Here is a 22992-nt window from a genome sequence, read left to right on the forward strand (position 1 = left end):
CAAATGTTATCATTTAAGCTATAAAAGGTACAATTCTATAACAACATTTCCTCTTTTGATATATCTTTCTAAGTTAGTTTATTTTAATTCAAAAAGAATGCTTAATAGATTACATATAACAACTGATTGTTTAAAATATTATTTATTCTACAGCTATTTTTATTGAAGAATCCCTAATTGAGTTCTCTTGAAAACAGATTGCCAACTATGTCACTTTTTTAAGCTAACAAAAAAGTATAGACTCCTTTCTAAATTTCAGGAATCTACACTTTTTAAGTGTTTATAGTATAAAAACTTATTCTTATTTATTGTAATTAGACACTGTCCACGCAGTGATTTCGAACTTTATTTTTTAATCAAAAACAAATTGGTTCTAAATTATGATTATTTTGATATATAAAAGAATAACAAAATAGTTATAAAAGACTTATATAGAGCTATTTTAAAAGATATTATATATCAATTGTAATACACTCATATTTCTATAACAATTCTTTTTTTGCCCCTTTTCCGCCCCTTTTAAATACAATCGTTGTTGATTTTTTTAATACTTATATTCTTCTTTCTTTCTCTCGATAGCTTTTAACGTGCGGTTATCACTGCTGAATCGGATATGCTTCTTACTAACACCTTTTTCTTTAAGCAAATATTCTACATCTAAAACATCTTGTTTAGTTAATAAAGAACGTTTTTCTCCATCGATAAACCACGATTCTACTTTTCCATTTGGAAATACTTTATCTAAAATATACATATTTGCATCATCCTTTACTTTTGTATTTTTATCTACACTATCGCTACTATCCTCTTTATTGCTAAATCCATTAGCTAGATCTTTAGAAAATTGATCTACAGTGATACCCCATTTATTTAGATATGGATATGGGTCAATGTGATCACTACCATTGTTTGGTTGATTATAGGTACAAAACATATGTGTTTTGATACCTGCTAAATCCTTTGTATCTAAAGTTAATGGTATACCTGCTTCTTTTGCTAACTGGCGTAGCAAATCTACATATAAGCGATAATCTCGATCAAATTCTTTTCTTGTTGTATGACTTTCGATTAATTCAACTGCAGCATATGTTTCGTAGTTCCAGCTCCCACCAACATCGTATGCGCCGCGGTTAGTTTCCGCCGTTTGGATCACTTGGCCATTACCGACAACGTGAGTATAGAAACCGCTGTTTAAGTCCTTGCGGATCATATAGTCCGCCTCATTTTGCGCTGTAGAATTTGGATTTCCAGTACTGTGCGCATGTATTTGACTGTAGGGCTTAACTCCTACTTGTGGAGTAGATCGTATTTGTTTTTTTATCTCCATAATCAAATTACCTCTTTAAGTACTTCGATCAATACATTTTTTTTGGGGTTTTTATCAAATTTAAATTCTTTCTCTTTTGCCAGTTTCAAAAGTTCTTGATACCCCATATTATCAAGATCATTGGTAGACACTTCTTCTACTGATGGATCTTCTTCATCTTTTTCAGTTCCTACAGCGTGTTTTTTCAACCAGTCAAGCGCTAATAGTTGTGTCTTTTCAGATTTCTCAAGTGCTTTAGCATAAATGTGAATTTTATGCCTAGTCTGATAAAACCAATGTGGTGTAGTACTTTCAGTGTCGATACTAATATCGAATTTATTTTTACTTGTAACCATTCCGTCAAATTTTTTAATTTCTTCAATCATAGTTTTTTTCCTCCTAATTCTTTCGCAGTGCCTTTCATTATCTCGTGCCCTCTGTCATAGTGCCTAAAACCCAAATAATGACCGATTTCATGCGCTATGACAACAGATAAGTCTAAATTATATTCTTTTGCTTTGTCTGCGTATACAACGATTATACGTCCTTTCTGGTACCCTATTACTGGGACGCTCCACTGATTAGATTTCTCTTTGACATTAATATGCAATCCTGAGACGTCAAACCCTCGTACAGACCAGTACGCAAGCGCCTTTTTTTTCTCTTCTTTATACATCGATAAACTCCTCCAATGTATTCATTAATACAAAATCGGCATCATTTATAACAAATTTTTTGCAGTCAATCGTATAGCTGTAGGGTATATATAACTCAATATTATTTACACCCATGATAAATTGAGCTCTTACCTCAGGTTTAATATAAATATTTGCCGCAGTATAACCGTTGTACTGACTTAACACATTATTAATAATGCGCGTTCTTGTTGCGTTGTAGTCAGAAAAATCAACCTCATCAAGCTTGTATCTGACGCCATCATTAATCCCCTGCTTGTTTATGATGATAGAGCTTCCCCTAGTGATCTCAAATACTCCACGTTTAAACTCCATCGCTTTCATTAAAATTGTACTAGCTTGAGTATCTGTGATTGTATTATCAGCACCATCTATAAAAGCGACAAGCTTATTATAGTCAGCTGTAGTCATTCTGCTTTTCCACGATTTTAATTTTGATTTAGAGTTGATATTTCCGATAATCTGTAATAACTCACGGCTTGTATCGTATTGAGGGTTAGTATCTGACTTATGCATATAGTCTTGCATTGCGATAACTTTGTCCGCTAGGTCATAAGATCCCCAGGTCATTCCATAAACCTCAACACGCGTGTAATATAGGTCTAATCCGCTATTGTAGCCCTCTAAATTAAATAGAGTATTAATCATAGCTAAAACATTTACACCAGCTAAAACGCTATCTATAGCGTCCTTACATGTCAAATTGTCATTCTCTTCTACAACGATTGTAGGCAGCGTATTACCATTAGTAACAACCTGCACCGATCTATTTACTTTTTTTATCAAATCTTGCAGGGTGTACGTTCCTGGTGTCAGCTCTATATCCTCGGAAACTTTAGCTAGTACATCTCTAGCGGTTATATCTGTGCCGGTCACATCATTTGTATAGCTAATGATTGAGTATAACCGACTATTTACGGAAATATACCGATATTTTCCTATAAATTCCCGTGTAGTAATATGGATTTCACTTCCCCAGCCGTCGACAGACAGCTCGAAAACATCAAGAGCTGTCTCGTCAATAGCATGTAGAGGCTCAAACTTATCATACCTGTTCATAAATATCATAAGTGTCTCACCTCTCGTAAAACTATGCCTACATTGATATCATACTCAGTCATATCAATAGATAAAGGCACCTTCTCAGTAATCACTGTAGGAGGTCTGTAGCCTGTCACATCATACTCTGCACTAGAAACTTGTGTTGCATCTTCACCGTAAATTGTTACTCGGATTTTATCTGCATCATCAGGAACAGTTATATTACTCAGTAGCATTTGGCTATTTAGCGCCGTTCTTAACCATGTCCCTTTATAGGCTAGATCCCAATCATGAGATGTATCATGGTTAAACAAGTTTTGGTCAAACCACGTTGTATAAGAACCATTTGTTCTATGCCATTCCAATTTCACTTTATATCGGTACGTACCTGAATAATGAACATAAGGTAAGTTAGGGACGTACTGACCTTGATCATTTACAGCCCAACCCAATAGATTTAAACGAATAGTTAATTTATTATTATCAACTTGAAAACCACAACCATACCCTACACCGCTGTTGTGTGCAGTCGTTAAGTTTATACCTCCGTATCCCGTGCCACCTGGTGCACCGCCTAAAATAACGTTACTATATGGACCTGTATTGTCATAACCACCGTGTATTTCAAACCATTTCAATGGTAAGTTGATCGGTGGCGGTTGAATAATTCTATCAACCGTTGTGCCTAGCGTAGTTGTATCTTTTCTAAGAGTAAAACCTATACCTGTTCCGCGGTATTTTATACGATTCAATGATCCTATGCCTGCGCTTCGTATTTTTTTATGAAAAAGGCTAGGTGTTATATATTCCCTTGTATTGTCTAGGTTACAAATGGCTTTATATTGATACATTAGATCAGTACCGATTAGAAATGGTACATCATTTTTACCCAAACTTGACGTGTCCTGCTTTTGACCATTGATAAATTTATTCTTATCAAACCAGGTATCAGATCCAATGATCGTTAATGTTTTACCGTCTGGGGTTTCCTCAAATTTACCACCAGGTCTAATGTATAAATTAGCTATATGATCTTTAGGTACCCCTAAATGATATAAACCATCAATTTGATGTGTTTTAAAGTCGATCGTGGTTTCATTAAAGTTATATCTAAGACCGCCTAATGTATCAGTAGCTCCTTTAGTTGCTATATTGATAATTTTAGCTTCATTATTATAAGCTATACCCTCGGGAATTTTAACCGTAATATCGACAAACTCATCACCGCCATAATTTGTAAATGATATTTCCGCAATATCAAACGGCGCATACCATAGAGACGTATTTTCAGCGCCTAACGGGTCAATACTATTAGTATCATCAAATACATCAGGCGGGTTGCTTTGCGCACCTCTAATACGATCAAATACCGCTTCTGAATCCCATTCAAATACATCGTATACGCCTGCTTTTTGCACATCTAATGAGCTATCATCAGATTTTGAATAAGTTGACGTAGAACTATCATTATATTTTTCTTGATAAGTTGTTGGTGGGAAATTATCAATTATATATTTCTCATTTTTACCATGTTCAAAAAAGAACATGATTCCGTAATTCCTATTAGTTTGCATCACATCATTAAATTCTGTACTTATGAAATCTATTCTAGATCCTGCATACTTATTCCATACGTCTTGCTTCATGACTTCAAAATATCGGTTTAACTGCCACCTGATAAATTTAGTCACGTTTAGCATGTTAATACTATCATCAATATATTCAACGTCTTCTATGATATTTTCGGGGATATGCTCAGGGTTATGATAATCATGATTCATGTATTCTACTAACACATGTGTATCGAGCTTATAACTATAGGTGATTTCTCTACTACTATCTCCATCACGAGCGAGACTGCTGTAGGCTCCACCCGTTTCTGATATCTCATTATGCCTAGAAAGTTTCTCATCAACTCCAGCGAAAGTTAAAACTCGCCTAAAATCATCATTAATACTAAAATTCTCGGTTGAGTTGTGCGCAAACCACCCAGTGCCTAAATTATTGATCCACCGATTGAATGAGTGTTCAAAGCTTTCAAAGTCTGCGTAATTCCCTTTTGATGCTAACCATTTATTTGTTGTTATACCTGTCCCAAGCCCTGATATATCTAATTTTTCAGGGGCAACTTCTGCCCCTTGTTTTAGAAAAATCATATCATTTTCGATAAAACTAAGACCAGTATACATTGACTTGAAACGATGATCTATTTTAGGTTCTACTTGCGTTGGATTATGATAGCCAAACATGTCAATTACCTCCTATACTTAGCTTTATCAAATAATTTGACTAAAGGTTTAAATATGCCTCTAGCAAGTACATTACTATCAAGCATTACCGTAATAGGTTGATTTGTTGTTTCCATAAATCCGGAAACCTCTACATTTACACTACTACTAGTATCTACTCTACTTTGTACTGCGTTCATGCTCGTTATTCCTGCAGTATTATTTGATAAATTATTATCGACACCTGCGTATGTCATATAGTTTTCAGCGTATGCACCATATACTAACTTATTCCCTTTACTTGCTCCCTTAGCTCCGTTTACAGTTGCATTTATTTTAGAGTTCGCTTGTCTTGCTATATCGTCTATAACACTCATGATCGTAGAAGTTTGAGACCTAATACCGTTAGCAATTGCAACGCCTAATAACTGCCCAGAATTTTGGAAAGCAGCCTGATAGGAATTGATAACATTTATTGACTGTTGCATTGCACGATTTACAGCGCTAGCCATGCCAGCCATAGCAGAAGCGACACGAGCCACCATATTATTTACAATAGATACTGCAGCCGATGCCATGCGAGAAAATGCAGATATTACACTATTCATCATGCTAAGCGCCGCCGATTTCATCGCATTCATTGCTGCTACAAATGCAGATCTTAATCTTATTACAGTAGTTCTTAGTACATTTAGTGTTTTTATTAAGCTATTTGTTTGCTGCTCCATTACTGCCATCGCAAGCGTTACATCTGTAAGCTGTACAGCTAACTCAAAGGCATTTCTAGCGGTAACGATAAGGCTTGAAGACATAGCAAGTAATTCATTAGTAGCTCTATTTACTGATCCTTTAAACATTTCAAAATAACGGATAGACATCATCACCGCATTATCTAAAGCCATAAAGGCAGACGATGCGAACGTGGTAAATACTGCTATCCCCATAAGGGTTGCCATTGCCGTTAATGCAGTAGTTGCGAACGTTTGGAAAGTAGGCATTACTGTAGTCATCGTTGTTTGTAATAGCATTAGGTGTGGTATTAAGGTCGGTATAACCGCTCCTAATTGCATAAGACTTTGCATGATCATTGGTATAATAACCGCTAACTTCATGCCGTTATCAACTATTTTTAATAACCCATCTACTAATAACTTCATTGATTTGCCGACTGTTTGAAGTCCTAATGATGATAAAGCTATTGCAGCAAGCCCACTGGAAACAGCTAGTAATGTCCCTGAAAGGTCTACAAGGTTTAAACCAACAAGGATTTTAATACCTTTCGCCATTTCTTTTACGCCTTTGCCAGCATTTAGCGCTGCGTTTCCCATAGCTTCAAAGATATCGGCGATTTTTTCTAAAATCCCTTGTACCCCGCCTGAAATGCTATCTACTACATCGGTGATAGAGTCGCTCGCCTGTTTCATAACATTCACTAATGTTGTACCCACTGTTTCAACAATCTTGGAAACACCATCAGCTATTTTTTCTACTAAATTACCGACACTTGTAAGTATCAAATCTATAGCCTGTGATATAGCTTCTACTGCACTATTAAAGGCTTGACTTAATGAGTCAATAACAGGAGGTAAGGCTTCAATCATAGGTGTAGCTAAAGCAGCTGCGACACCAATTAGTAACATTGTTACGCCAAAGGCTAGCATGCCTGGTATCGCCGCATTAAGTAGCGGCCCGAATAGTGCGAACACTGCTACTAATATTGCAATCACAGCGCCAAATACTGCCATAGCGATTGCTCCCTCAGTTCCGGATTGCGCTATAGGTGCCATAGCAAACGCCAGTAAAGAAACAGCTATGGCAAAAACTGCAATACCTGTCATATTCGTTGTTAAAGCCTTACCGAACAGGGCAAACGTTCCTACTAAAATAGCAATTACAGCGGCGAAAGTGAGTAACGGTACAACTGCCGTTGTTCCTAGCTCAGCTATCCCTTTTAAAGCAAAAGCTAGTAGAGCGATAGAAGCAATTACCAATGCAATTCCAGCAGATTTTTGCAATGATGAGAAACCATCAGCGATAGACTGCATAGGATTTGCACTTGATCCACCTTTAGAAGATTTATTAAAAATTTTCATCATACTATTAAGACCGCCGAAAACTTTTTTGCCTATCGATAAAGCTTTAAAACCTATAAAAGCAATTGCTAAAGATTTTGCTAGTTTTCTAAATCCATTTAATAGATCGTCAAAGCTTGCTCCTTTTAAGAAATCAGTTAAGCCTTTCGTTAAATCGGTAAAAATAGACGTTCCGAAAATACTATCTAAAGTACCGGCAACCCCGCTAAATAGATCAGCCAGTAAACCTGGGATCATAGGTTTTAATTTTTCAAATGCTTTTTTTATCCCAGCCGCAAGCTTAGGCGCTAATTCTTTAGCCATTTTTGCCGCAATTCCACCAGCATGCATAGCTGCTTCAAGCGCTTCATCTGCTCCCTCACCGGTAGCTAAAAAATTTTTAAATGCCGCTTTAGCAGTCTGGAAACTACCTGCTAGCGTGTCATTTTCTTTTGCGTAGTTACCGGCAGCATAGGCGGATTTTTCCATAAACATTTCCATCGCAAGCGTGACTTTTTCAGCTTGTGTCATCTGCTGTGTAGTCTTTCCTAATCCTTTTTCTAGGGCGTAAGCGTTTAAACTAGTATCACTCATGGCCACGCCTAAATTATCCATCATAGTAAAGTTACCTTTGGCAGCACCTGCTATAGATTCCATGGCAAAATCAATATCAACGCCCATAATGGAAGCAACATCAGCCGCCCTTTGCATAGCATCAGAGCTTAGTTCCATACTTTTTGCTTGATCAACACCCGACCCCTGCATCAGTGCACCCATTTTGTTTATAGTTTGCATATATCCTGCCTGATCCTTACCCATGCTTTTATATGCTGTTTTACTTTGCTTCTGGATAGTTTCAGCGTAATCTCCGAAAACTGCTTCACTACCTCCCACTTGTTGCTCTAGCTCTCCGGCGGCTTTTACAGAAGCCCCTAAGCCTGTAACAATTCCAGTAGCACCGGCAGCTATTCCTTTGAGTGTTATTGATGCCGCTTTAGTTGCTATACTTGTCAAGGCTCTATCTATTTTATCAATACCAGCAGAAGCGGCACTTGTAGCAATATTTAGAGAAATCCCTTTAGATGCCTTAGCAGCAGTATTTGCCATTTTTTGTTCTATTTTATCAAGCGGCGAGGCATCTGCATTTATTTTTAACTCTAACGTTCCATTATCAGCCATATTTTCACCTCTTTACTTTATACGTCTGACTACTTCTTTTTTCCAACGTCCAGTTCTCGCCCCGAACATTTCGCGCCCAGATTGCTTATAAGTGCCGTACTCTTGGAAAATAGCATGATCAGACGTATTTTTTACTGTCCAACTCGATTCACTATTACGTTCTAATTTCCATGATTTTTTTAACTTTCCGGTATCTATAGGGCTAAGCTGTACCGCATTATTTACTTGTACTTGTAGGCTAGCGTCTATCTGATCCAGCATTTTCTTTTTTTTATTATTTAGTGCGGTTACCCAATCCACGCCACTTCGCCACCTTTTTAGCAATACTTGTTTCAGCTTTCGCTTTTTTGGCTTTTGCTTGTTCATGCTGCGCTTTCTGTTCTTTTTCTCTAGCATCCTCTATTAAGTCGTTATATACTTTCAAGGTATCACGGAAATTTTTACGATCAATACCCTGAAACCCTAAAAGTTCTTCGATAGTAAACGGTTTAGAGTTCTTCCCTGCTCTTTTTTTATCTGCTATAGACGTTAATAATGCTCTAGTAGCTATATCGGAAGCTCTATCAAATTTTATAGCAAGCATACGCGCATTAAGACGTTTGATAAAAGTATCATCTGCTTTTATAATATCCTCATATGCATAGCCAGTTAAAAAACTTATATATTCCGCTACCTCATCCTCATCGTCAAGGATGCAATCACCTAGAAAAACAGGCACAAGAGAATTTATAAATACTTGTGCCTGTTCTGTTTTTTCTAGAACTGAAGCATCTTTTTTACTTCGATTTCCTCTTTTACTTTTTTAGCAAATTCTACCAGATCAGAATTATCCAACCCTGCTACGTACTCGCTAAACTCTGCAAGTGATAATTTACTTTGTAAAGCATACCCGACTTTATTCAACTGACTTTCAAGTACTTCACGTTCTGCTTCTCCTGAGTTTAAAAGCTCTTTAAAACTTTCGACCGCATATTCTCCACCTGGTAAAATAAGGGTGATCATACCTTTTTCTGTTTCTTGCTTAGACTCAAGCTTAGTGATCTCGCCTAATACCTTAAAAAAATTGGCGCTTTTTGCAAAAATAACTGTTTTACCTTTAATCTCTTTTGTAAATGCCATAATTTTATAGTCTCCTTTAAGTTAAATTTAATAGCCCATGTAAGGTTCCGTCTTTTTCTCGTAGTAATCTAAATTCTGTGTCTGTTCTAAATCGTTTGTTTAATTCATCGTCAAATGCATCTATAGCCCGTATAAGGTCACCCTGTCTATTCCATGGGTAAAATATATGCACTGTAGCTGAATAGTCGTATACGTCTCCTTGACGCGTTCCACGCCTTGAGATTTGCCGACGTTCTGCATTTAGTTGATCAACCCATGCATAAGGTAATGATCCATCGTGCGTTTCAGGGTTGTAGGCAACTGTTAACCCTTGATTTTCAAAAATCTCACGTAGGATATTATAAAAAAATAGGGTATTCTGTTCCCAGTTACGAAATGCCATTATCGCCCACCTCCAGAAACCTCACAGAATGCCACTTTCTACCTCTACCTCGTTCTTTTTTCTTATATGATCCTTTTATAGGCTTATATAAAACATCTTCAAACATCATCATTTTAAGAGGTATCGGACGTTGTGATTTAACACTGATAAACTCCCTATATTCAAAAGGCGCTCCAGATTCGTTTAGCGTATCTGTTGATCTAAAACGTACATCGGCGTTATGGTAAGCTACATTATAAGTCTTAACGCTGTCATTTCCTGTTTGAGGGTCATAGCTTGATTTACTTGACTCAAAATAAAGCGTGTCATTATAAGTCATTTACTCACCGCCTAAAACGTTTGTATAATACCAAATGCCATTTGCTAAAAGTGGTACCCTATAGCCTAAGTCATACCTCTGCCGACCTGCTCCGCGCGTAGACGCCATAATAAGGCACCAGTTTTGAACTTTACCTTGTATTACATCCTTGATTTTGTTGACCCATTTATCCATTGGGTCTTTTTCCCATGTGATGCTTTCTCCATCTTGTGAACGTTGCTGCATCCCTTCTTCGCTTAAGCGGTTAAATCGATACACAGCGCTTTCGATCAATGCTATACGTGCTAATGCTTCAAATTTTACTGAATCAACTTCTTCTCCGGCAATAAATGAATATAGATAGCCACTAGCAAGCTTATAAGCCTCCTCAAGCTGTTTATCTGCTCCTTGAGTATCTGATACACCAGTTAGGGTTAAAAGCTCGCTACGCACGTCTAAATAATTAATCTCAGGTATTGTTTGACTCAGCATTATCTCCACCTACTTTATAACCTGTCCAGGTCGCAAACATTGCATTGACAAAAACGGCTAGAATACCGCCGATTTTCTCCACTTCCGGCGCATATGGTAATGTTAAAACACCCGCTAAGCTTACGTATAAAATCACGATTGCCGATAATGTACCGGTAACAAGTGATAGCAAGCGAGCATTATTAATTTTTTTCTTCACGTTTTATACACCCCTTTTTAACATCTTCTTCAAAACATTTAACTCTAATATTTGTATGTGAGTTCCATCCATTAGCCTTATATTCATCAAAATCCTTGTACAACTCAGCAAGATTATTTTCACTTATTTTTTTATTTCGGTAAGCTTCGTTAATTAACCTAAAAATATTAGCTTGTAAACTAGATTTTTTTAATAGCTTAATATTTGAAGCATTAGCCTCAACATTTGATCCCATAACATTCATTATTCCCGTTATTTTATCGATTTTTTTTTCGAGTTTTTCATTACCTTTTCTTATCGCAGTTATAACAGCAACGGATATTGTACTAGTTGCTGTTATAACTGCGATGATAACTTGTTCAGTAATCATGATCGCAAATAAATTTCTTCGATAATTACGGTCATATTTTGATCTAGTGAATCTGGAGCAGTTGTCGCTCCTCCACATAACGCTAGTATTCCATATATAGACTCCGGACCAGAGGAATCATTTAATTTTACTGTTGCTCGATACATCGTTAATCCACGATTTGACGTTGAGTATCCCAATCCTATTGCATCGTATTCTAGTCTTCCTGTTGTAGTACCTGGATCAAAATTAATTAAGGTATAATTCTTAATTTGCGGATTTACTCCATCCTCACTGAAACTCTCAGCGATGACCCTTAAAGTCACGTTGCTTTGATCCGAAACATTTTCTAAATACGGTAGATATGTATTACTTAAGCCGAGTTTATCTAAAATAAAATTAAGTTTCCCATCTTTAAACGGGAATGATAGGACGTCACCACCTGGTTGCCATGCCCTAGTATTAAATTCCCAACGGCGCGGAATGTCCCCCAACTTTACATCGATCGCTTGATTTACTTCGTATTGAGTACCGCTAGCTATGCTTAAATTTTCGAATGGTCCGGGATCATTAACATGATCTGTTGATATATTATTTAGTATTTCTTTCCAGCCTGTGGATTTTACCCATTGCGCTTGCAGGATATTATTCGCGTCAATGATAAAAATAATATCCCCGTTTTCAGGTTGATCACTGCCCATTTGATTCGCTACTTCTTGTGAGTATGTCGTATATGTTCCATCTGTGAAACAGCTGCCAAAGTCTCCATTTACGAAAGCATGTCTTGTTGTTATATTCAAATTATTTAAAATCGTATTTAAACTATCAATCTGCTGTTGCAAGATAATATCTTCATCGCTTCTCACCTGTGCTTCTGCAGTGATATCTGACTCGATAGCTGTAAACCTGTTTTCAAAAATACTATATTGATTTAGTACATCTGCTTCTACCGCATACTGTGGTGTTTGTAAAAGTAAATTATTATCAATATCGTAAAACGCCAATGATCCGTCGCCGTTATCCGTCACGTAATGAACGTATGAAGGCAAAACGACAGTATCGCTTGTACCGTCTGAATTAACGATCGTCCACTCATTACCTCCAGAATTAGTTATAATGCTGTCAATACCCTCATTAACCCATTTAGCATTGTCTACTAGTCCATTAATGTTTGCAGCGTGGATTGTTTCACCAGCTGTAATGGGCCCGCTGCCAGTTGTTCCCCACCCATTTTTAATATCATCTCTTGTTCTTGTTGGTGTCGACATTTATTTATGCCCCTTTCACTATGTTTAAGAGGCGGATAAACCGCCCCTAGTGTTTTTATGGTGTCGGTACTGTCGTGTCTTCTGCGTGTTGAGAAGCCTCGCTGCTTGTTTGTGCATCGTCAACATTAGTGTCGCGTACAGTATGATCAGGGTTATCTGTATCCGTGTACTTTTGTAATGATGCATTAGGATACGTTTCACCGTCTGCAATAACCCACTCGATCGGCTCAACCCATGAATTATCATGGAAAGCCTCAAGCATAATTGACCATTCATGTGTCCTTGATTCATCGCCTACGTTGTTGCTGTAGCTATCTGCTGTTACTTTACCCACAAAATACTTGTCAGGCATCCAGCCAGCTGGTACAGGTTGCCCCGTGTTATCTAACACCGTTAATCCGTCAGCTGTCACTGTTGGTGTCACTTCCCAAATTTCCACTAGTTCATCATGACGGAAGGCCCACTCAAGTAGACTGTGAGCTTCTACGCTGACGTTTTCATCAGTTGAGAACGTTAATTCTTTAGTGTCATCTCCATTTAATGTAGTAGCAGTCCTAGGACCTCTCGTTGTGCGAGTTGTTTTCGTGTCATTTCCTTTTTCATAGCTGTATGAGAAGTCATTTACCGACTCTAAACGATATGCAGGCATTGCATTCCGCATTGAATAGATACGGAAGAAAAAAGCCGTATCATTAGGAGCGATGATAGTAGTATCTAACACTGTTGTTTTAATTACCATATTCCATTTACCTCCTGTTTAATATTTATCTACATCGTATAAAGCCCCATCGTATAGGGCATTATTAGGGTGTAGGTGTAAAATCAGACAAGTTTGTATAAGCCAGTTCACCGCTTTCATCGATAAATTTATAATCAAGGTAAGCGATCGCACGTGCCCCGATCTTGTCATTCGTCCAGTAAGAAACGCCAGTGGAAGAAGCCGGGCTGTTGTATGCCCCTGTGCCAGTATTTCCTGTGAATCCTTCATGTGGATCGTAAGCTGAGTTTGAAATTTCCAGGCTAACATCGCCAACTTTTCCGACAAATAAGCGGCTGCGGTCAAACACGATCCATGGTTGTGTATCACCCGTTTGTGTGAACCCTGTCAGTCTAGCCAATTCACGCATACCCGGCATTTTTACAAATAGGGCATCACTGGTTGCATGGGTCCATACTTCACCAGGAATAAGCGCTGTGAACTCATTCAGTTCAAACATTGATAAGCTTTGCAGCATAACAGTTGGTTGGCCTCCTGCATCGGAAATAATATCCACTGCATCTAAAATTGCTTTTAACTGACTAGAGAAACCAGTTGCCGCATTCTTTTTGGCTTTCGCAAATACTGAGTTCGGTTCGCGGATTGTGCCCTGTAAGTTATAAACTGGGTCTTCATCGATTCCGAAAATTGCTTGATAGTCAAATTTCTTGTTGATTGCAGAACGGTAGTGTGCTGCGCTTGATAAGACCAAGCCACTTGAAAGCTTATAGCTCAATCCATCAGTATATTCACGTGTAGCATATCCATGCAAATCAAGAACCCCGTTGATCTCGTCATATTTGGTCAATGGAATATATTGGTTACTCAATACAGAATAAGCTTCAATATCTCCACGGCCCTTCAATGGAATCAAACCATTGCTGTTGCTGCCGTTTCCGCTCTCTGGTGTCAAAATTCGTCCCAGTGTCATTGCGCGGGAATTATAGTTAGTCTGGCCGTCTAGTTCAAAACCATAGCTACCGTCTTCTTTTTGTGTCAGTTCGTTGTTACCTAAAATTTGATAAGGCATTAAAATTTACCCTCTTTCTTTTTTATTTAAGCCGATTATTTAAACAAAAAAAACAGCATGGGCAAACAACGTATCTAAATACGCCATTCATCCATGCTGCTACAGTATTCTACCCGCATAAGCACATTAACATATATAACATTGGTAGTTTGCTTCACACTATCAGCTTTTAACAAATATAATTCGTGCGGTCCCTTTCAGTATTCTACCCGTCCGGTCCCTAGAGAAACACACATCGCAAGCTTTCGCCGTTGGTAATGCACCGCTCATTATTCCTTATATTCAAAACAGACACGCATTATCACAGTATTCTACCCGCTCAAATGCTAGTTCCGCACCCATCGCAACTATATAGCCGTTGGAAATATTCGACTTTTCATAAGTACAATACCATAAAAGTAGTTCAAAAAAGGCTCACTCTTATAAAAACCCTTGGGATTCTAAAATACTACGAGGATCAACATAGTTTGGTTTGGCTGGTACGCCACCGCCCTGGTTGATAGGTAGTTTTGATTTAGGTGCATTCTCTTTGGCAAGGCGATCGATTTCAGCCTGTTTTGCATCGCTGATCAGTTTTGCTTGGGCCTCAATCTGCAGCTTGATCGTATCTTTATCAAAAGAGGCATAAACTTCAGCAAACTGCTGATCTGCTGGAAGTCCATTTGTGGCCAACAATGATTGAGCATAATTCACACGAGTTTCACGCTCCAGGCTGGCAATATATTCCTGGGTTTTAGCCGCTTCCTCCGCTTGGCGCTGCTTGTTCAATTCCTGCTCAGTCATGCTTGATTCTTGAATACTCTTAATTTTTGCATCAAGATCGGCTGTTGCTGAAGCCACACGTTTGGCCACCGCTGCATCCAATTCCGCTTGGCTGTACTTCTTTTCTTTCAGTGCTGCTTCCATCTGTTCCTTTTGTGCTCTCAACTCTTCTATTTCTTTCTTTTCTTCTTCAGTCATGTTGTAGCCTCCCGTTGTTTTTTAAGTAAAAAATTCTTTATTCGTTTGTCGCTCATGGTTGGCGGAATCAGCTCCGCCGTACACATGCAATTATAATGAACAGGGTAACGAGCTTTGAACTCTTCGACTGTCATTATCCGTCTGTTGTATTCCTGGCAAGGTCCATCAGCTTGAGAACGTGCCCGCCAGATCACCAGGCCACCTCGTTCACTTTCTCCATACTCTCCGGCTGTTGCTGCATCAAGTACGTTGTAATTCGCTTCAGCAAATACCTTCATACGATGGAGCAGCTTTACGCTGCTGGAAAATCTCTTGGCCACCTTGTAGGCTTCACTGGTATCGTTTTTGAACAACCCGCTAAATAAAGCCCTTTTCAATTGGAACTCAAACCTTTCACGGGTTTCATATGGGTACCATTTATTTTTAGGCACTACCCATTCAATAATCGCCCCGGCTAACTCTTCCGGATCCGCTGAACTGGCCCCGATTATCTTCTGAATTGATGCCCTTATAGTCTTATCGTCTTTCTTGTCGTTTCCGTAAAAGTTCAATAAGGCCAACAGCGCCACAAGCCTGGTATCTAGCTGATCATTGAAAGCCAAAGCAACGGCCAACAATGCCAGCTGTTTTTTTGTGGAATCATCCATGGTTATTCACTCCCCATGAAACTATTGACCAGGGCAACCGGATCGCTGTTTGAAATCTGAGCGCTTTGAAGTCTGGCCAGTTCTGCATTAACTTGTTCATCTGACCACTCAGGAAATGCCTGCCGGATTTTTGTTTCATCGCTTAGGTAATCAATATCGTTCAGCGCCTTCATGTTGTCGTTAGGGCTTTGCGGTGTCTCAATTTCATACGAAAGTTCCTGGTCGTTCAAAATTTCTTTGAATACGTCAATCACATCATCTGCCAGGCTCTTTGCCAGCTGAATAGTTTCATACAAGTAAATTCTGATTGTGTCGGTTGACACGTTCCCGGCCACCTGTTCAAAGTCTGGCATATTCAGCGTTGAATAAATCTCTTTCCGGATCCGATTTGACCAGCTTTCACGGGCTTCAGTATTCAAAGGCGGGGCAATGAACTGAACTGAAGGAGTTGAACCAAATGTGCCATCACCTGAAATTTGGTGCTCAAAAGCCAGCACGTTTATAGCTTCTTCACCAATGGCCTGAAGCTGCTCCGGTGTGATTCCTTGTGAGCTGTCAATGCCGGTGATTGTCAGAATGCTTTCAGCAAATGCCTTCAAGCTTGAGCCATTATCATTCAAGCTGTCTGTATAAGCATTGATCATGTTAATTGCATCGGCGTACACTGGTTTCATTTCGTCAATTCTCACAAGCTTGTACCAATCAATAGAAAATGTTTCCTCCTGGGACGTATAGCCCTTCTTGTCATCATAAACGTAGCGGCGGCCATCGGTCAGCACATCCCCGTTGTCATCGATCAATCCTATTACATTATCGCTTGTATCGAAAATTGGTTCGTAGTCCGTTTCTTCATTCACCCCGGCCACTGAATAAACTAAGCAATAGCCTTTCATCAAAGTATTTTTCATGATTTTATAAGTCAAGCTGGTTGTGTTCGTCCACTTAATACTTGAAGCAAAGAACTTCACGGCCTTCTTATCAAATGGAACATACACACCATACTTGTTTATTCCAAAGCTGTGATTGATTGCCAGCTGCCCTGTGTTCTCTTTCAAATAATTTTCAATGCTATCTGTGATAATAAAACGATGGGGCTTATAGGCACCCTCAGCACTGAATTTCTTATTTCTTTGAATAGTCTCCCGGATATTCCGTTGCATTTCTGCCTTGCTATCCATGAACGGAAAGCGCCGGCCTTCTCCTGCAGTAGCAACTGCAATCTCTCCGGTCTTTGTTGCTTGGCCGATCGGTGTGCCATTTTCTGGCGCTTCGCCCATGTTTTCATCTGTAAAATTTACATCTGCCATACTTATACCTCCTTAAAGTTTCCTTGGTTATACCAGCCCCGGGCCCCATAACGCATGGCATCCAATAAATGGTGACTTCCAATGTATTCTGTACCGTCTTGCACATAGCCGCTTATCTCTCCGATAAGGTCCCGGCTCATTTCATCAATGTAAATATTGAACAGCTTCACCGTAGCGATTCCGTCAGCCCGCTTTCCTTTATGCTTGGCCGTCTTCATCGGGTTCACCTGGAATTTTCTATTTTTCAAATAAGTATTGGCCACGCCTAAGTTGGTATCTGCATATATTTTCGTGTCATGATCCAAAAGTGCTGGGATTTGCTCAAGCTGCAATGTATTAGAATAGGCTACTTGTCGCACGTATAAATTCATTTTGACCGGATCAATCCATATTTTCACAATGGCCGTTGGATCTCCTGCCCCGTTATCATTCCCCCAGTCAAGCCCCATGACTTCAATTAAGCCTCTAGGTGTGCCGGTGAACGTTTTCCAGTTCGGATAAACAACGCCATCGGTCATGCCCCATTCACCATTGGCCACAACAGCACCACGCTGAGGATCAGTTTGCAACACACGCTCATAACGTTCTCTGTCATCAGGTGTCAGCCATTCGTTTAGCCTAAATGTTGTTGTATCTGAAAAGGTGTCTGGTCGCTTCGTTTCCTCGTCAAAAAATTCTTTTTTCAGCCAGTGGTTCTCACTCCATGGGTTGAAGGTCAACGTTACTTGCTTGAAAAAATCATCTGGAGCATCGACACCGCCCCGGATTGATTCTACAACTGTATCGAATTTCTCTTGGCTCTCGATCTGATAAGCTTCTTCAAACCAAGCCCAACACAGAAAGCCAACATCAACTGAGATTGATGTGATTTTCAATTCATCATCCAGGCCCCTAAAAAGAATCTTCTGGCCTGTCGCCTTCACCGTGATCTCTGGCAGCGATTCATTGAACTTAAATAGATGGGAAACCTTGAGCCTTTTGCATGCCCACTTCAGATCAGAATAAGTTGATTGTTTATTTGTATTTGAAAACCGCCGGACAACCAGCAGATTGGCCCAGGGATATTTTAAAATGTCGTGAATGTAACACAGTGCCGTGTTCTTAGACTTCTTGGACCCACGGGACCCCTTGACTACTCGGAAAAAGTTCCGGCAATGATAAAACCGGTTATAGCCTTTGCCTAAAGCTACGGTCATTTTGATAATGATTTTCGGTTTAGTCTTCTGTTGGTACGTCTTCAACAAACGTCACCCCGACTTCTCCGCTGATCTCACGTTTTTCAGTGAACAACGCATGACGTTTGCCCAGTAGTTCGGCCGCCTTGATCCTGTCTTTGGCAGAAAGCTTTTTATTAGCCTTAACAACCTCGCTAGCTTCTTCCCCAATGCCGACAACTAGCAACGCTTCTTCTTCAAGTTCACCATTCATTACCTTAGAAAGAAATTCCTCCACATCCATTGCACTGACAATATTCTGCTGTTGAATTTCTTCTTGCAATTCCTGTATACGTTTTTTTATGTCAACTTTTGTCGACAGGCGCTGCCCTTGTGAGCGTGCTGTTTTTTCAGAATATCCCGAACGAATTGCCGCTTGAGTAGCATTATAATCAATTATGTACTCTGTACAAAATCTTTCATGTCGTTTATTCACTTGAATCACCACTTCTCTAACATAAGATAATTATTTAAAATCGTTGTCTTCGATAACTTGATGCAATACCTTTCCAATCCTATTAATGACGTCTTCATCTTGATCCTCGAACCCTGCTTCATAGAAAATAGCATGCGTTAGCTCATGTATGAAGGTATCTTGTTTCCTTTCTTCGCTAATATCCTCAAGTATAGAAATTTCTGTTTTTGTATATTCACAAGCACCCTGATAATTTCTACTTCCATTAGCTTCTATAAATGGTTTCATTTCAACATCGTAATCAATAGCTCCAACTTTTACCTTATTTGGTATTTTCATGCTTCTCCTCCATTGAAATTCTTAATGTTTGCATCTTAGTATTGATTTCCTCAGCAAGTTCACCTTTATCTGATCCTGCAAGTGTTTTCTTCTGTTTCCGCTATCTCACCTCTATTCTTGTAACTATGTAAAAAAATGTACCGCCAAATGAATGACGGCGCACCAGGGAAAATGAAGTATTAAATATGAATCAGTTGTACAGAAGTACCAAAACAAAAAAAGGAGTATATGGCTTCAGTAAAACGCATCTACCATATACCATTTATATCATGAAAGTTGATTTAAAAAGGCTCAATGTTTCTAATTTCCCCAGTAAATGCTTAACTCCTGTGCTACCTTCTTAAAAAAGGCTTTCCGCTTTCGTTTGATAGAGGACCATGAATAATGTGCCTCATTCAAAGATTTATTCATACTGTACCGCTTGAAGTAATAGCATTCAATAAATCGTTTTAGGTTTTCATCCGGCTCTCTATCCAGACAGTCCTTGATTGCTTGCTGCGTGTCAATGATCTTTATGGCCACCTCAGCGCTATCGTCTCCAAGCTTACGCAAGTGATCAGAAAAATAAGGATATTCAAACATGAGATCCCGGACCTTCTCAAACCCGTTTTTATGCATTCGTTTCATCGGCTCCCCCCTGCAACTCCCTGCCGCACATCGGGCAGTATTTGATCGGTACCGTTACTGCTCCATAATCGTTATGCAGAAATAGTTTAGCTTTTGATGTAACGTAAACCTTTACTGTGTCTACTAGTTCCTCGCTATCATCAAATTCGATCAATAAATCATTATCGATATAACTTGTACCTTGGCAATACTGACACATAGTTATCCCTCCTCTAAAGCATCTACCAATCTACCAGCCTGCTCAACAGACAAATTAACCACCGCCACATGGTCGCCATCATCGACTGTCAGCTCAACATACGGTGGTTTACCTTTGTACTGTCTACTACGTACGTTTAGTGTAAAATCATCTGTGATTAGATCTAGGTCGTGTGTCATCTTATTCCTCCAATCCTCCGCCAACTGTGGTGTTAGTTGGTGGGTTGTAATCTCTTAGCGATATCTGCGATCACTGGAACAGTCACAGAGTTGCCCGCTTGTTTGTATAACTGACTGTCACTATTTACCGCTGCCGCCTTGTCGAATGCCCAATCAGGGAACCCTTGCAGTCTCCAACATTCTCTAGGTGTTAGTTTACGGATCTTGAACCCATCAAATACTGCTGCGTCCGCTTTATTGGCTTTTAGCGTTCTGCTTAGTCCTGGCAAGATCCCTCTATTGAATCTTTCTGAATCATTTGTATATAATCCTCCAACTTGTAATAGATTGTTTTCGTGCCAACTATTCGCCGAAAGTGTTGGCGCAATCTCATGTGTTCCACCTTCGTTATATCCTCTTGCCTTTTGAATAATCTTAGGTGGATTACCATGATCCTGTGCCCTCAGTGTCGGACATACCTCATTCGGAACTAATTGTTTATTTTTACGCCCTTGATCATCAACAACCAGTACTCCATGACGATCTTGTGAAGTCAGCGTAAACATTTCTTCTCCATCATCTTTAAAACGTCTGCCGTTCTGTCTTTTTTCCAAGCGATCAGGAGTTAAAACAGGAATAGCTATTTTAGCTCCTTCGCCTTTATTTGTAGTTAAGGTAGGTGCAAGTCCATCGCTTGAATAAACTTCGCCATTCATTCCATTTCCACTTGGATTTACATTACCCACAACAGCAATCTTAGGTTCTCTATTTCCGCTTTGCATAGTGTCCAAACAAGGTGCTATTCCTGAAACGTCATAAAATCGGTTAATGCTGTCATACTTCATCAAATCTCTGGTTTTCTTCGAATCATTAACAGGCTTTATATAGTTTTGAGCAGTTGCTCCACTTTCTCTTCCGAAAGGAAATACTTTCCTGCTACCTGATCCTCTAAGATGTCCGACAATGAATACTCGCTCCCTGTTCTGTGGGACGTAGTCTTTTGAGTTAAACAAATTCCATTCCACATCATACCCGAGTTCATCCAAGGCTCTGAGGATTGTCTCGAACGTAGCCCCTCCTTCGTGGTTGAGCAGTCCTTTGACGTTCTCAAGGAATAAATAGCTTGGTCTGAGAATAGATGCGAACCTTGCAATCTCAAAGAAGAGAGTTCCTCGAGTATCGTTGAAACCTTGTCTTTTCCCTGCAATGCTGAAAGCTTGGCACGGAAATCCTCCACAGATAACGTCGACACGTCCGATTCCTCGAACAAACTCATCTGTAACGCTTGTGATATCATGCATTTCCACCTCTCCTGTTGTATCATGTATTGCTTTATAACTAGTACGTGCAAACTTATCAATCTCGCAGAATCCGACACATTCATGTCCTGCTGATTCCATTCCCAATCTAAAACCGCCAATACCGGCGAATAAATCTAAAAATTTCATAATCACAAAGGAGTAAAAAGCTTTTTGCGTCCGGACAAATCTCCTACTCCTTTCATTTAGTTAGTCCGCATTGATAATCAATAATGTGTCATAGTATTTTTCTGTGTTACAATGCAATACATCATCATCTGGCGCATTTTTGTAAATCGGTTCGTCGATCCCCATAAGCCTAACGATTTCTTTTTTTGCTTCTCCTTCTGTTTCGAATAATCCGCAAGCGTATTCTCCATAATTAACTAGTACAGTCCATTTCTTCGTCCCTACTCATTCCTTTCGTCATAAATGTCCATCGACAATAGTTATTTCAGGTAAATTAAACCCGTAATCTTTTTCAGTATTTCTAGTGATGTGCAAATCCTTACCACACATATCTGCTTTTTCGATTAGTTCGCTAAAGCTTTCAACTTCTGCGACATAAACTTTTATTCTATTGATTAAATCTGTACTTGTTTTGAAATCCACATGCTCTATGTGAGCATCGAATGCCTTAACAAATTTATCCGGTAAATCAGTCTCTACAAATCTGCTGGCACAATTAACTATCACTTTCATGATCCCCTACCTCCTGCAGTTCTTCGGCTGATAAGACTTTAAGATGTCGATATTGACCTATTTTTTCTTTGGCGTCTTCTTTGTCAGTTGCGAACACTTCTACTTGATCAACTTTATCAAGTGTATTTACATAAGTTACTGTATATTTTTTCTCTTTTTTGTACTCATTGTCTTCTAAGACCATTGCAGCCCATGTTTTATCGCAATCATCACAATAGTTTTCATAAGTTAGTTCTTCATCGCAATCGGGACAAAACTGGCTTTCAAAATCCTCACACATCTATTCCACCCCACTTAGTAGTTCTGGAGTCGTATAAATATCACCTATCACATAGATGCTTAACGTATCATTTTGTTTTGCCTCGCTTAGTACATTAGACTCAAAATACCAGCCTTTATAATATTTAGCATGTATATCAAATGCCGGATAATTCTCATCTGCGAAATACTCTACTACTCCAATGAAATAATCACCTTGATTATCTACAACTTTTACAATAGATTTTTCATAAATTTCAAATTGCTCTTCGGAGTCGTCTTTTAGTCCGGTGTATTGCATGAGGATAACGTCTTCATTTTTTCTTGTAAATTCTCCTTCGTAAATATTTTTATCAAATAAATACATGTATTCATCTTCAATATGGATAGAAGAAACTTGGTACATTTTCTGATTGATCTTATCCCACGCCCGAAACTTCGGCTTATTCATTC

At 39.0% G+C, this 22992-nt stretch carries 30 protein-coding genes; all 30 read right to left on the reverse strand.

The window, feature by feature from the left end; translation table 11 throughout:
- Positions 1-544: 544 nt before the first annotated feature.
- The gene (locus tag BCR25_RS20795; RefSeq protein WP_083242596.1) at positions 545-1327 is read right to left on the reverse strand and encodes a peptidoglycan recognition protein family protein; all 783 of its coding nucleotides are present in this window, start codon (positions 1325-1327) and stop codon (positions 545-547) included.
- Between the two features lie 2 nt (positions 1328-1329).
- Positions 1330-1692 (reverse strand): hypothetical protein, encoded by a 363-nt coding sequence (locus tag BCR25_RS05890; protein WP_069662691.1) that lies wholly within the window; start codon positions 1690-1692, stop codon positions 1330-1332.
- Positions 1689-1982 carry a matrixin family metalloprotease gene (locus BCR25_RS05895; RefSeq protein WP_069662692.1) on the reverse strand — a complete coding sequence of 98 codons (294 nt, stop codon included), beginning with the start codon at positions 1980-1982 and terminating at the stop codon, positions 1689-1691. Before BCR25_RS05895 ends, BCR25_RS05890 begins: the two co-directional genes overlap by 4 nt.
- On the reverse strand, positions 1975-3069 hold the full coding sequence (locus BCR25_RS05900; RefSeq protein ID WP_069662693.1) for a hypothetical protein: 1095 nt from the start codon (positions 3067-3069) through the stop codon (positions 1975-1977). The genes BCR25_RS05895 and BCR25_RS05900 overlap by 8 nt, the downstream gene beginning before the upstream one ends.
- Entirely contained in the window at positions 3066-5291 is a 2226-nt protein-coding gene (locus BCR25_RS05905) for a hypothetical protein (protein WP_069662694.1), read from the reverse strand. Before BCR25_RS05905 ends, BCR25_RS05900 begins: the two co-directional genes overlap by 4 nt.
- Positions 5292-5296: 5 nt before the next feature.
- The gene (locus BCR25_RS05910; protein WP_069662695.1) at positions 5297-8521 is read right to left on the reverse strand and encodes a phage tail tape measure protein; all 3225 of its coding nucleotides are present in this window, start codon (positions 8519-8521) and stop codon (positions 5297-5299) included.
- Positions 8522-8533: 12 nt separating this feature from the next.
- The gene (locus BCR25_RS05915) at positions 8534-8821 is read right to left on the reverse strand and encodes an HK97 gp10 family phage protein (RefSeq protein ID WP_069662696.1); all 288 of its coding nucleotides are present in this window, start codon (positions 8819-8821) and stop codon (positions 8534-8536) included.
- The gene (locus tag BCR25_RS20305) at positions 8796-9239 is read right to left on the reverse strand and encodes a hypothetical protein (RefSeq protein ID WP_069662697.1); all 444 of its coding nucleotides are present in this window, start codon (positions 9237-9239) and stop codon (positions 8796-8798) included. The genes BCR25_RS05915 and BCR25_RS20305 overlap by 26 nt, the downstream gene beginning before the upstream one ends.
- Positions 9240-9277: 38 nt before the next feature.
- Complete coding sequence (locus BCR25_RS05925) at positions 9278-9640, reverse strand: hypothetical protein (protein ID WP_069662698.1); 363 nt, start codon at positions 9638-9640, stop codon at positions 9278-9280.
- 16 nt (positions 9641-9656) lie between these two features.
- Entirely contained in the window at positions 9657-10022 is a 366-nt protein-coding gene (locus tag BCR25_RS05930; RefSeq protein ID WP_069662699.1) for a hypothetical protein, read from the reverse strand.
- Entirely contained in the window at positions 10009-10341 is a 333-nt protein-coding gene (locus tag BCR25_RS05935; protein WP_069662700.1) for a hypothetical protein, read from the reverse strand. The genes BCR25_RS05930 and BCR25_RS05935 overlap by 14 nt, the downstream gene beginning before the upstream one ends.
- Entirely contained in the window at positions 10342-10812 is a 471-nt protein-coding gene (locus tag BCR25_RS05940) for a phage head-tail connector protein (protein WP_069662701.1), read from the reverse strand. It abuts the gene before it with no gap.
- Positions 10790-11011, reverse strand: coding sequence for a hypothetical protein (locus BCR25_RS05945; protein ID WP_069662702.1), 222 nt, complete (start codon positions 11009-11011; stop codon positions 10790-10792). Before BCR25_RS05945 ends, BCR25_RS05940 begins: the two co-directional genes overlap by 23 nt.
- Positions 10995-11381 carry a homoserine O-succinyltransferase gene (locus BCR25_RS05950; RefSeq protein ID WP_069662703.1) on the reverse strand — a complete coding sequence of 129 codons (387 nt, stop codon included), beginning with the start codon at positions 11379-11381 and terminating at the stop codon, positions 10995-10997. Before BCR25_RS05950 ends, BCR25_RS05945 begins: the two co-directional genes overlap by 17 nt.
- A complete protein-coding gene (locus tag BCR25_RS05955) occupies positions 11378-12628 on the reverse strand; it encodes a hypothetical protein (protein WP_069662704.1) in 1251 nt (416 codons plus the stop codon). Before BCR25_RS05955 ends, BCR25_RS05950 begins: the two co-directional genes overlap by 4 nt.
- 55 nt (positions 12629-12683) lie before the next feature.
- Entirely contained in the window at positions 12684-13367 is a 684-nt protein-coding gene (locus BCR25_RS05960) for a hypothetical protein (RefSeq protein ID WP_069662705.1), read from the reverse strand.
- 64 nt (positions 13368-13431) lie between these two features.
- A complete protein-coding gene (locus tag BCR25_RS05965) occupies positions 13432-14415 on the reverse strand; it encodes a hypothetical protein (protein ID WP_069662706.1) in 984 nt (327 codons plus the stop codon).
- Positions 14416-14835: 420 nt separating this feature from the next.
- Positions 14836-15375 (reverse strand): capsid assembly scaffolding protein Gp46 family protein, encoded by a 540-nt coding sequence (locus BCR25_RS05970; protein ID WP_069662707.1) that lies wholly within the window; start codon positions 15373-15375, stop codon positions 14836-14838.
- Positions 15372-16022, reverse strand: coding sequence for a hypothetical protein (locus BCR25_RS05975; RefSeq protein ID WP_069662708.1), 651 nt, complete (start codon positions 16020-16022; stop codon positions 15372-15374). The genes BCR25_RS05970 and BCR25_RS05975 overlap by 4 nt, the downstream gene beginning before the upstream one ends.
- Positions 16023-16024: 2 nt before the next feature.
- Positions 16025-17329 carry a phage portal protein gene (locus BCR25_RS05980; protein ID WP_069662709.1) on the reverse strand — a complete coding sequence of 435 codons (1305 nt, stop codon included), beginning with the start codon at positions 17327-17329 and terminating at the stop codon, positions 16025-16027.
- A gap of 2 nt (positions 17330-17331) precedes the next feature.
- Positions 17332-18573, reverse strand: a complete 1242-nt coding sequence (locus BCR25_RS05985; RefSeq protein WP_211272494.1) for a PBSX family phage terminase large subunit — start codon at positions 18571-18573, stop codon at positions 17332-17334.
- On the reverse strand, positions 18545-18979 hold the full coding sequence (locus tag BCR25_RS05990; protein WP_083242598.1) for a terminase small subunit: 435 nt from the start codon (positions 18977-18979) through the stop codon (positions 18545-18547). The genes BCR25_RS05985 and BCR25_RS05990 overlap by 29 nt, the downstream gene beginning before the upstream one ends.
- A 30-nt stretch (positions 18980-19009) precedes the next feature.
- Positions 19010-19297: a SprT family zinc-dependent metalloprotease gene (locus tag BCR25_RS05995; protein ID WP_069662710.1), complete on the reverse strand. Its 288-nt coding sequence runs from the start codon at positions 19295-19297 to the stop codon at positions 19010-19012.
- Positions 19298-19597: 300 nt separating this feature from the next.
- Positions 19598-19924, reverse strand: a complete 327-nt coding sequence (locus BCR25_RS06000) for a hypothetical protein (RefSeq protein ID WP_069662711.1) — start codon at positions 19922-19924, stop codon at positions 19598-19600.
- The gene (locus tag BCR25_RS06005; RefSeq protein WP_069662712.1) at positions 19908-20123 is read right to left on the reverse strand and encodes a hypothetical protein; all 216 of its coding nucleotides are present in this window, start codon (positions 20121-20123) and stop codon (positions 19908-19910) included. Before BCR25_RS06005 ends, BCR25_RS06000 begins: the two co-directional genes overlap by 17 nt.
- Before the next feature lie 2 nt (positions 20124-20125).
- The gene (locus BCR25_RS20310; RefSeq protein WP_169818990.1) at positions 20126-20302 is read right to left on the reverse strand and encodes a hypothetical protein; all 177 of its coding nucleotides are present in this window, start codon (positions 20300-20302) and stop codon (positions 20126-20128) included.
- A gap of 32 nt (positions 20303-20334) precedes the next feature.
- The gene (gene dcm / locus BCR25_RS06010) at positions 20335-21729 is read right to left on the reverse strand and encodes a DNA (cytosine-5-)-methyltransferase (RefSeq protein ID WP_069662762.1); all 1395 of its coding nucleotides are present in this window, start codon (positions 21727-21729) and stop codon (positions 20335-20337) included.
- Between the two features lie 276 nt (positions 21730-22005).
- A complete protein-coding gene (locus BCR25_RS06015; protein ID WP_069662713.1) occupies positions 22006-22281 on the reverse strand; it encodes a hypothetical protein in 276 nt (91 codons plus the stop codon).
- Complete coding sequence (locus tag BCR25_RS06020; RefSeq protein ID WP_069662714.1) at positions 22265-22561, reverse strand: hypothetical protein; 297 nt, start codon at positions 22559-22561, stop codon at positions 22265-22267. Before BCR25_RS06020 ends, BCR25_RS06015 begins: the two co-directional genes overlap by 17 nt.
- Positions 22562-22990 carry a YopX family protein gene (locus BCR25_RS06025; protein WP_069662715.1) on the reverse strand — a complete coding sequence of 143 codons (429 nt, stop codon included), beginning with the start codon at positions 22988-22990 and terminating at the stop codon, positions 22562-22564.
- Positions 22991-22992: the final 2 nt, after the last annotated feature.

The sequence above is a fragment of the Enterococcus termitis genome (assembly GCF_001730305.1).
Classification (GTDB): Bacteria; Bacillota; Bacilli; order Lactobacillales; family Enterococcaceae; genus Enterococcus_L; species Enterococcus_L termitis.

What these genes read in the sequence shown, in the direction of transcription:
- BCR25_RS06015 (WP_069662713.1), bottom strand. Translation starts at nt 22,281, where the DNA reads ATGAAAGTGATAGTTAATTGTGCCAGCAGATTTGTAGAGACTGATTTA.
- BCR25_RS05965 (WP_069662706.1), bottom strand. Translation starts at nt 14,415, where the DNA reads ATGCCTTATCAAATTTTAGGTAACAACGAACTGACACAAAAAGAAGAC.
- BCR25_RS05940 (WP_069662701.1), bottom strand. Translation starts at nt 10,812, where the DNA reads ATGCTGAGTCAAACAATACCTGAGATTAATTATTTAGACGTGCGTAGC.
- BCR25_RS05895 (WP_069662692.1), bottom strand. Translation starts at nt 1,982, where the DNA reads ATGTATAAAGAAGAGAAAAAAAAGGCGCTTGCGTACTGGTCTGTACGA.
- dcm (WP_069662762.1), bottom strand. Translation starts at nt 21,729, where the DNA reads ATGAAATTTTTAGATTTATTCGCCGGTATTGGCGGTTTTAGATTGGGA.
- BCR25_RS05950 (WP_069662703.1), bottom strand. Translation starts at nt 11,381, where the DNA reads ATGATTACTGAACAAGTTATCATCGCAGTTATAACAGCAACTAGTACA.
- BCR25_RS06020 (WP_069662714.1), bottom strand. Translation starts at nt 22,561, where the DNA reads ATGTGTGAGGATTTTGAAAGCCAGTTTTGTCCCGATTGCGATGAAGAA.
- BCR25_RS05935 (WP_069662700.1), bottom strand. Translation starts at nt 10,341, where the DNA reads ATGACTTATAATGACACGCTTTATTTTGAGTCAAGTAAATCAAGCTAT.
- BCR25_RS06000 (WP_069662711.1), bottom strand. Translation starts at nt 19,924, where the DNA reads ATGAAACGAATGCATAAAAACGGGTTTGAGAAGGTCCGGGATCTCATG.
- BCR25_RS05900 (WP_069662693.1), bottom strand. Translation starts at nt 3,069, where the DNA reads ATGATATTTATGAACAGGTATGATAAGTTTGAGCCTCTACATGCTATT.
- BCR25_RS20310 (WP_169818990.1), bottom strand. Translation starts at nt 20,302, where the DNA reads ATGACACACGACCTAGATCTAATCACAGATGATTTTACACTAAACGTA.
- BCR25_RS06025 (WP_069662715.1), bottom strand. Translation starts at nt 22,990, where the DNA reads ATGAATAAGCCGAAGTTTCGGGCGTGGGATAAGATCAATCAGAAAATG.
- BCR25_RS05930 (WP_069662699.1), bottom strand. Translation starts at nt 10,022, where the DNA reads ATGGCATTTCGTAACTGGGAACAGAATACCCTATTTTTTTATAATATC.
- BCR25_RS05955 (WP_069662704.1), bottom strand. Translation starts at nt 12,628, where the DNA reads ATGTCGACACCAACAAGAACAAGAGATGATATTAAAAATGGGTGGGGA.
- BCR25_RS05910 (WP_069662695.1), bottom strand. Translation starts at nt 8,521, where the DNA reads ATGGCTGATAATGGAACGTTAGAGTTAAAAATAAATGCAGATGCCTCG.
- BCR25_RS20795 (WP_083242596.1), bottom strand. Translation starts at nt 1,327, where the DNA reads ATGGAGATAAAAAAACAAATACGATCTACTCCACAAGTAGGAGTTAAG.
- BCR25_RS05970 (WP_069662707.1), bottom strand. Translation starts at nt 15,375, where the DNA reads ATGACTGAAGAAGAAAAGAAAGAAATAGAAGAGTTGAGAGCACAAAAG.
- BCR25_RS05980 (WP_069662709.1), bottom strand. Translation starts at nt 17,329, where the DNA reads ATGGCAGATGTAAATTTTACAGATGAAAACATGGGCGAAGCGCCAGAA.
- BCR25_RS06005 (WP_069662712.1), bottom strand. Translation starts at nt 20,123, where the DNA reads ATGTGTCAGTATTGCCAAGGTACAAGTTATATCGATAATGATTTATTG.
- BCR25_RS05960 (WP_069662705.1), bottom strand. Translation starts at nt 13,367, where the DNA reads ATGGTAATTAAAACAACAGTGTTAGATACTACTATCATCGCTCCTAAT.
- BCR25_RS05975 (WP_069662708.1), bottom strand. Translation starts at nt 16,022, where the DNA reads ATGGATGATTCCACAAAAAAACAGCTGGCATTGTTGGCCGTTGCTTTG.
- BCR25_RS05925 (WP_069662698.1), bottom strand. Translation starts at nt 9,640, where the DNA reads ATGGCATTTACAAAAGAGATTAAAGGTAAAACAGTTATTTTTGCAAAA.
- BCR25_RS05890 (WP_069662691.1), bottom strand. Translation starts at nt 1,692, where the DNA reads ATGATTGAAGAAATTAAAAAATTTGACGGAATGGTTACAAGTAAAAAT.
- BCR25_RS05905 (WP_069662694.1), bottom strand. Translation starts at nt 5,291, where the DNA reads ATGTTTGGCTATCATAATCCAACGCAAGTAGAACCTAAAATAGATCAT.
- BCR25_RS05995 (WP_069662710.1), bottom strand. Translation starts at nt 19,297, where the DNA reads ATGAAAATACCAAATAAGGTAAAAGTTGGAGCTATTGATTACGATGTT.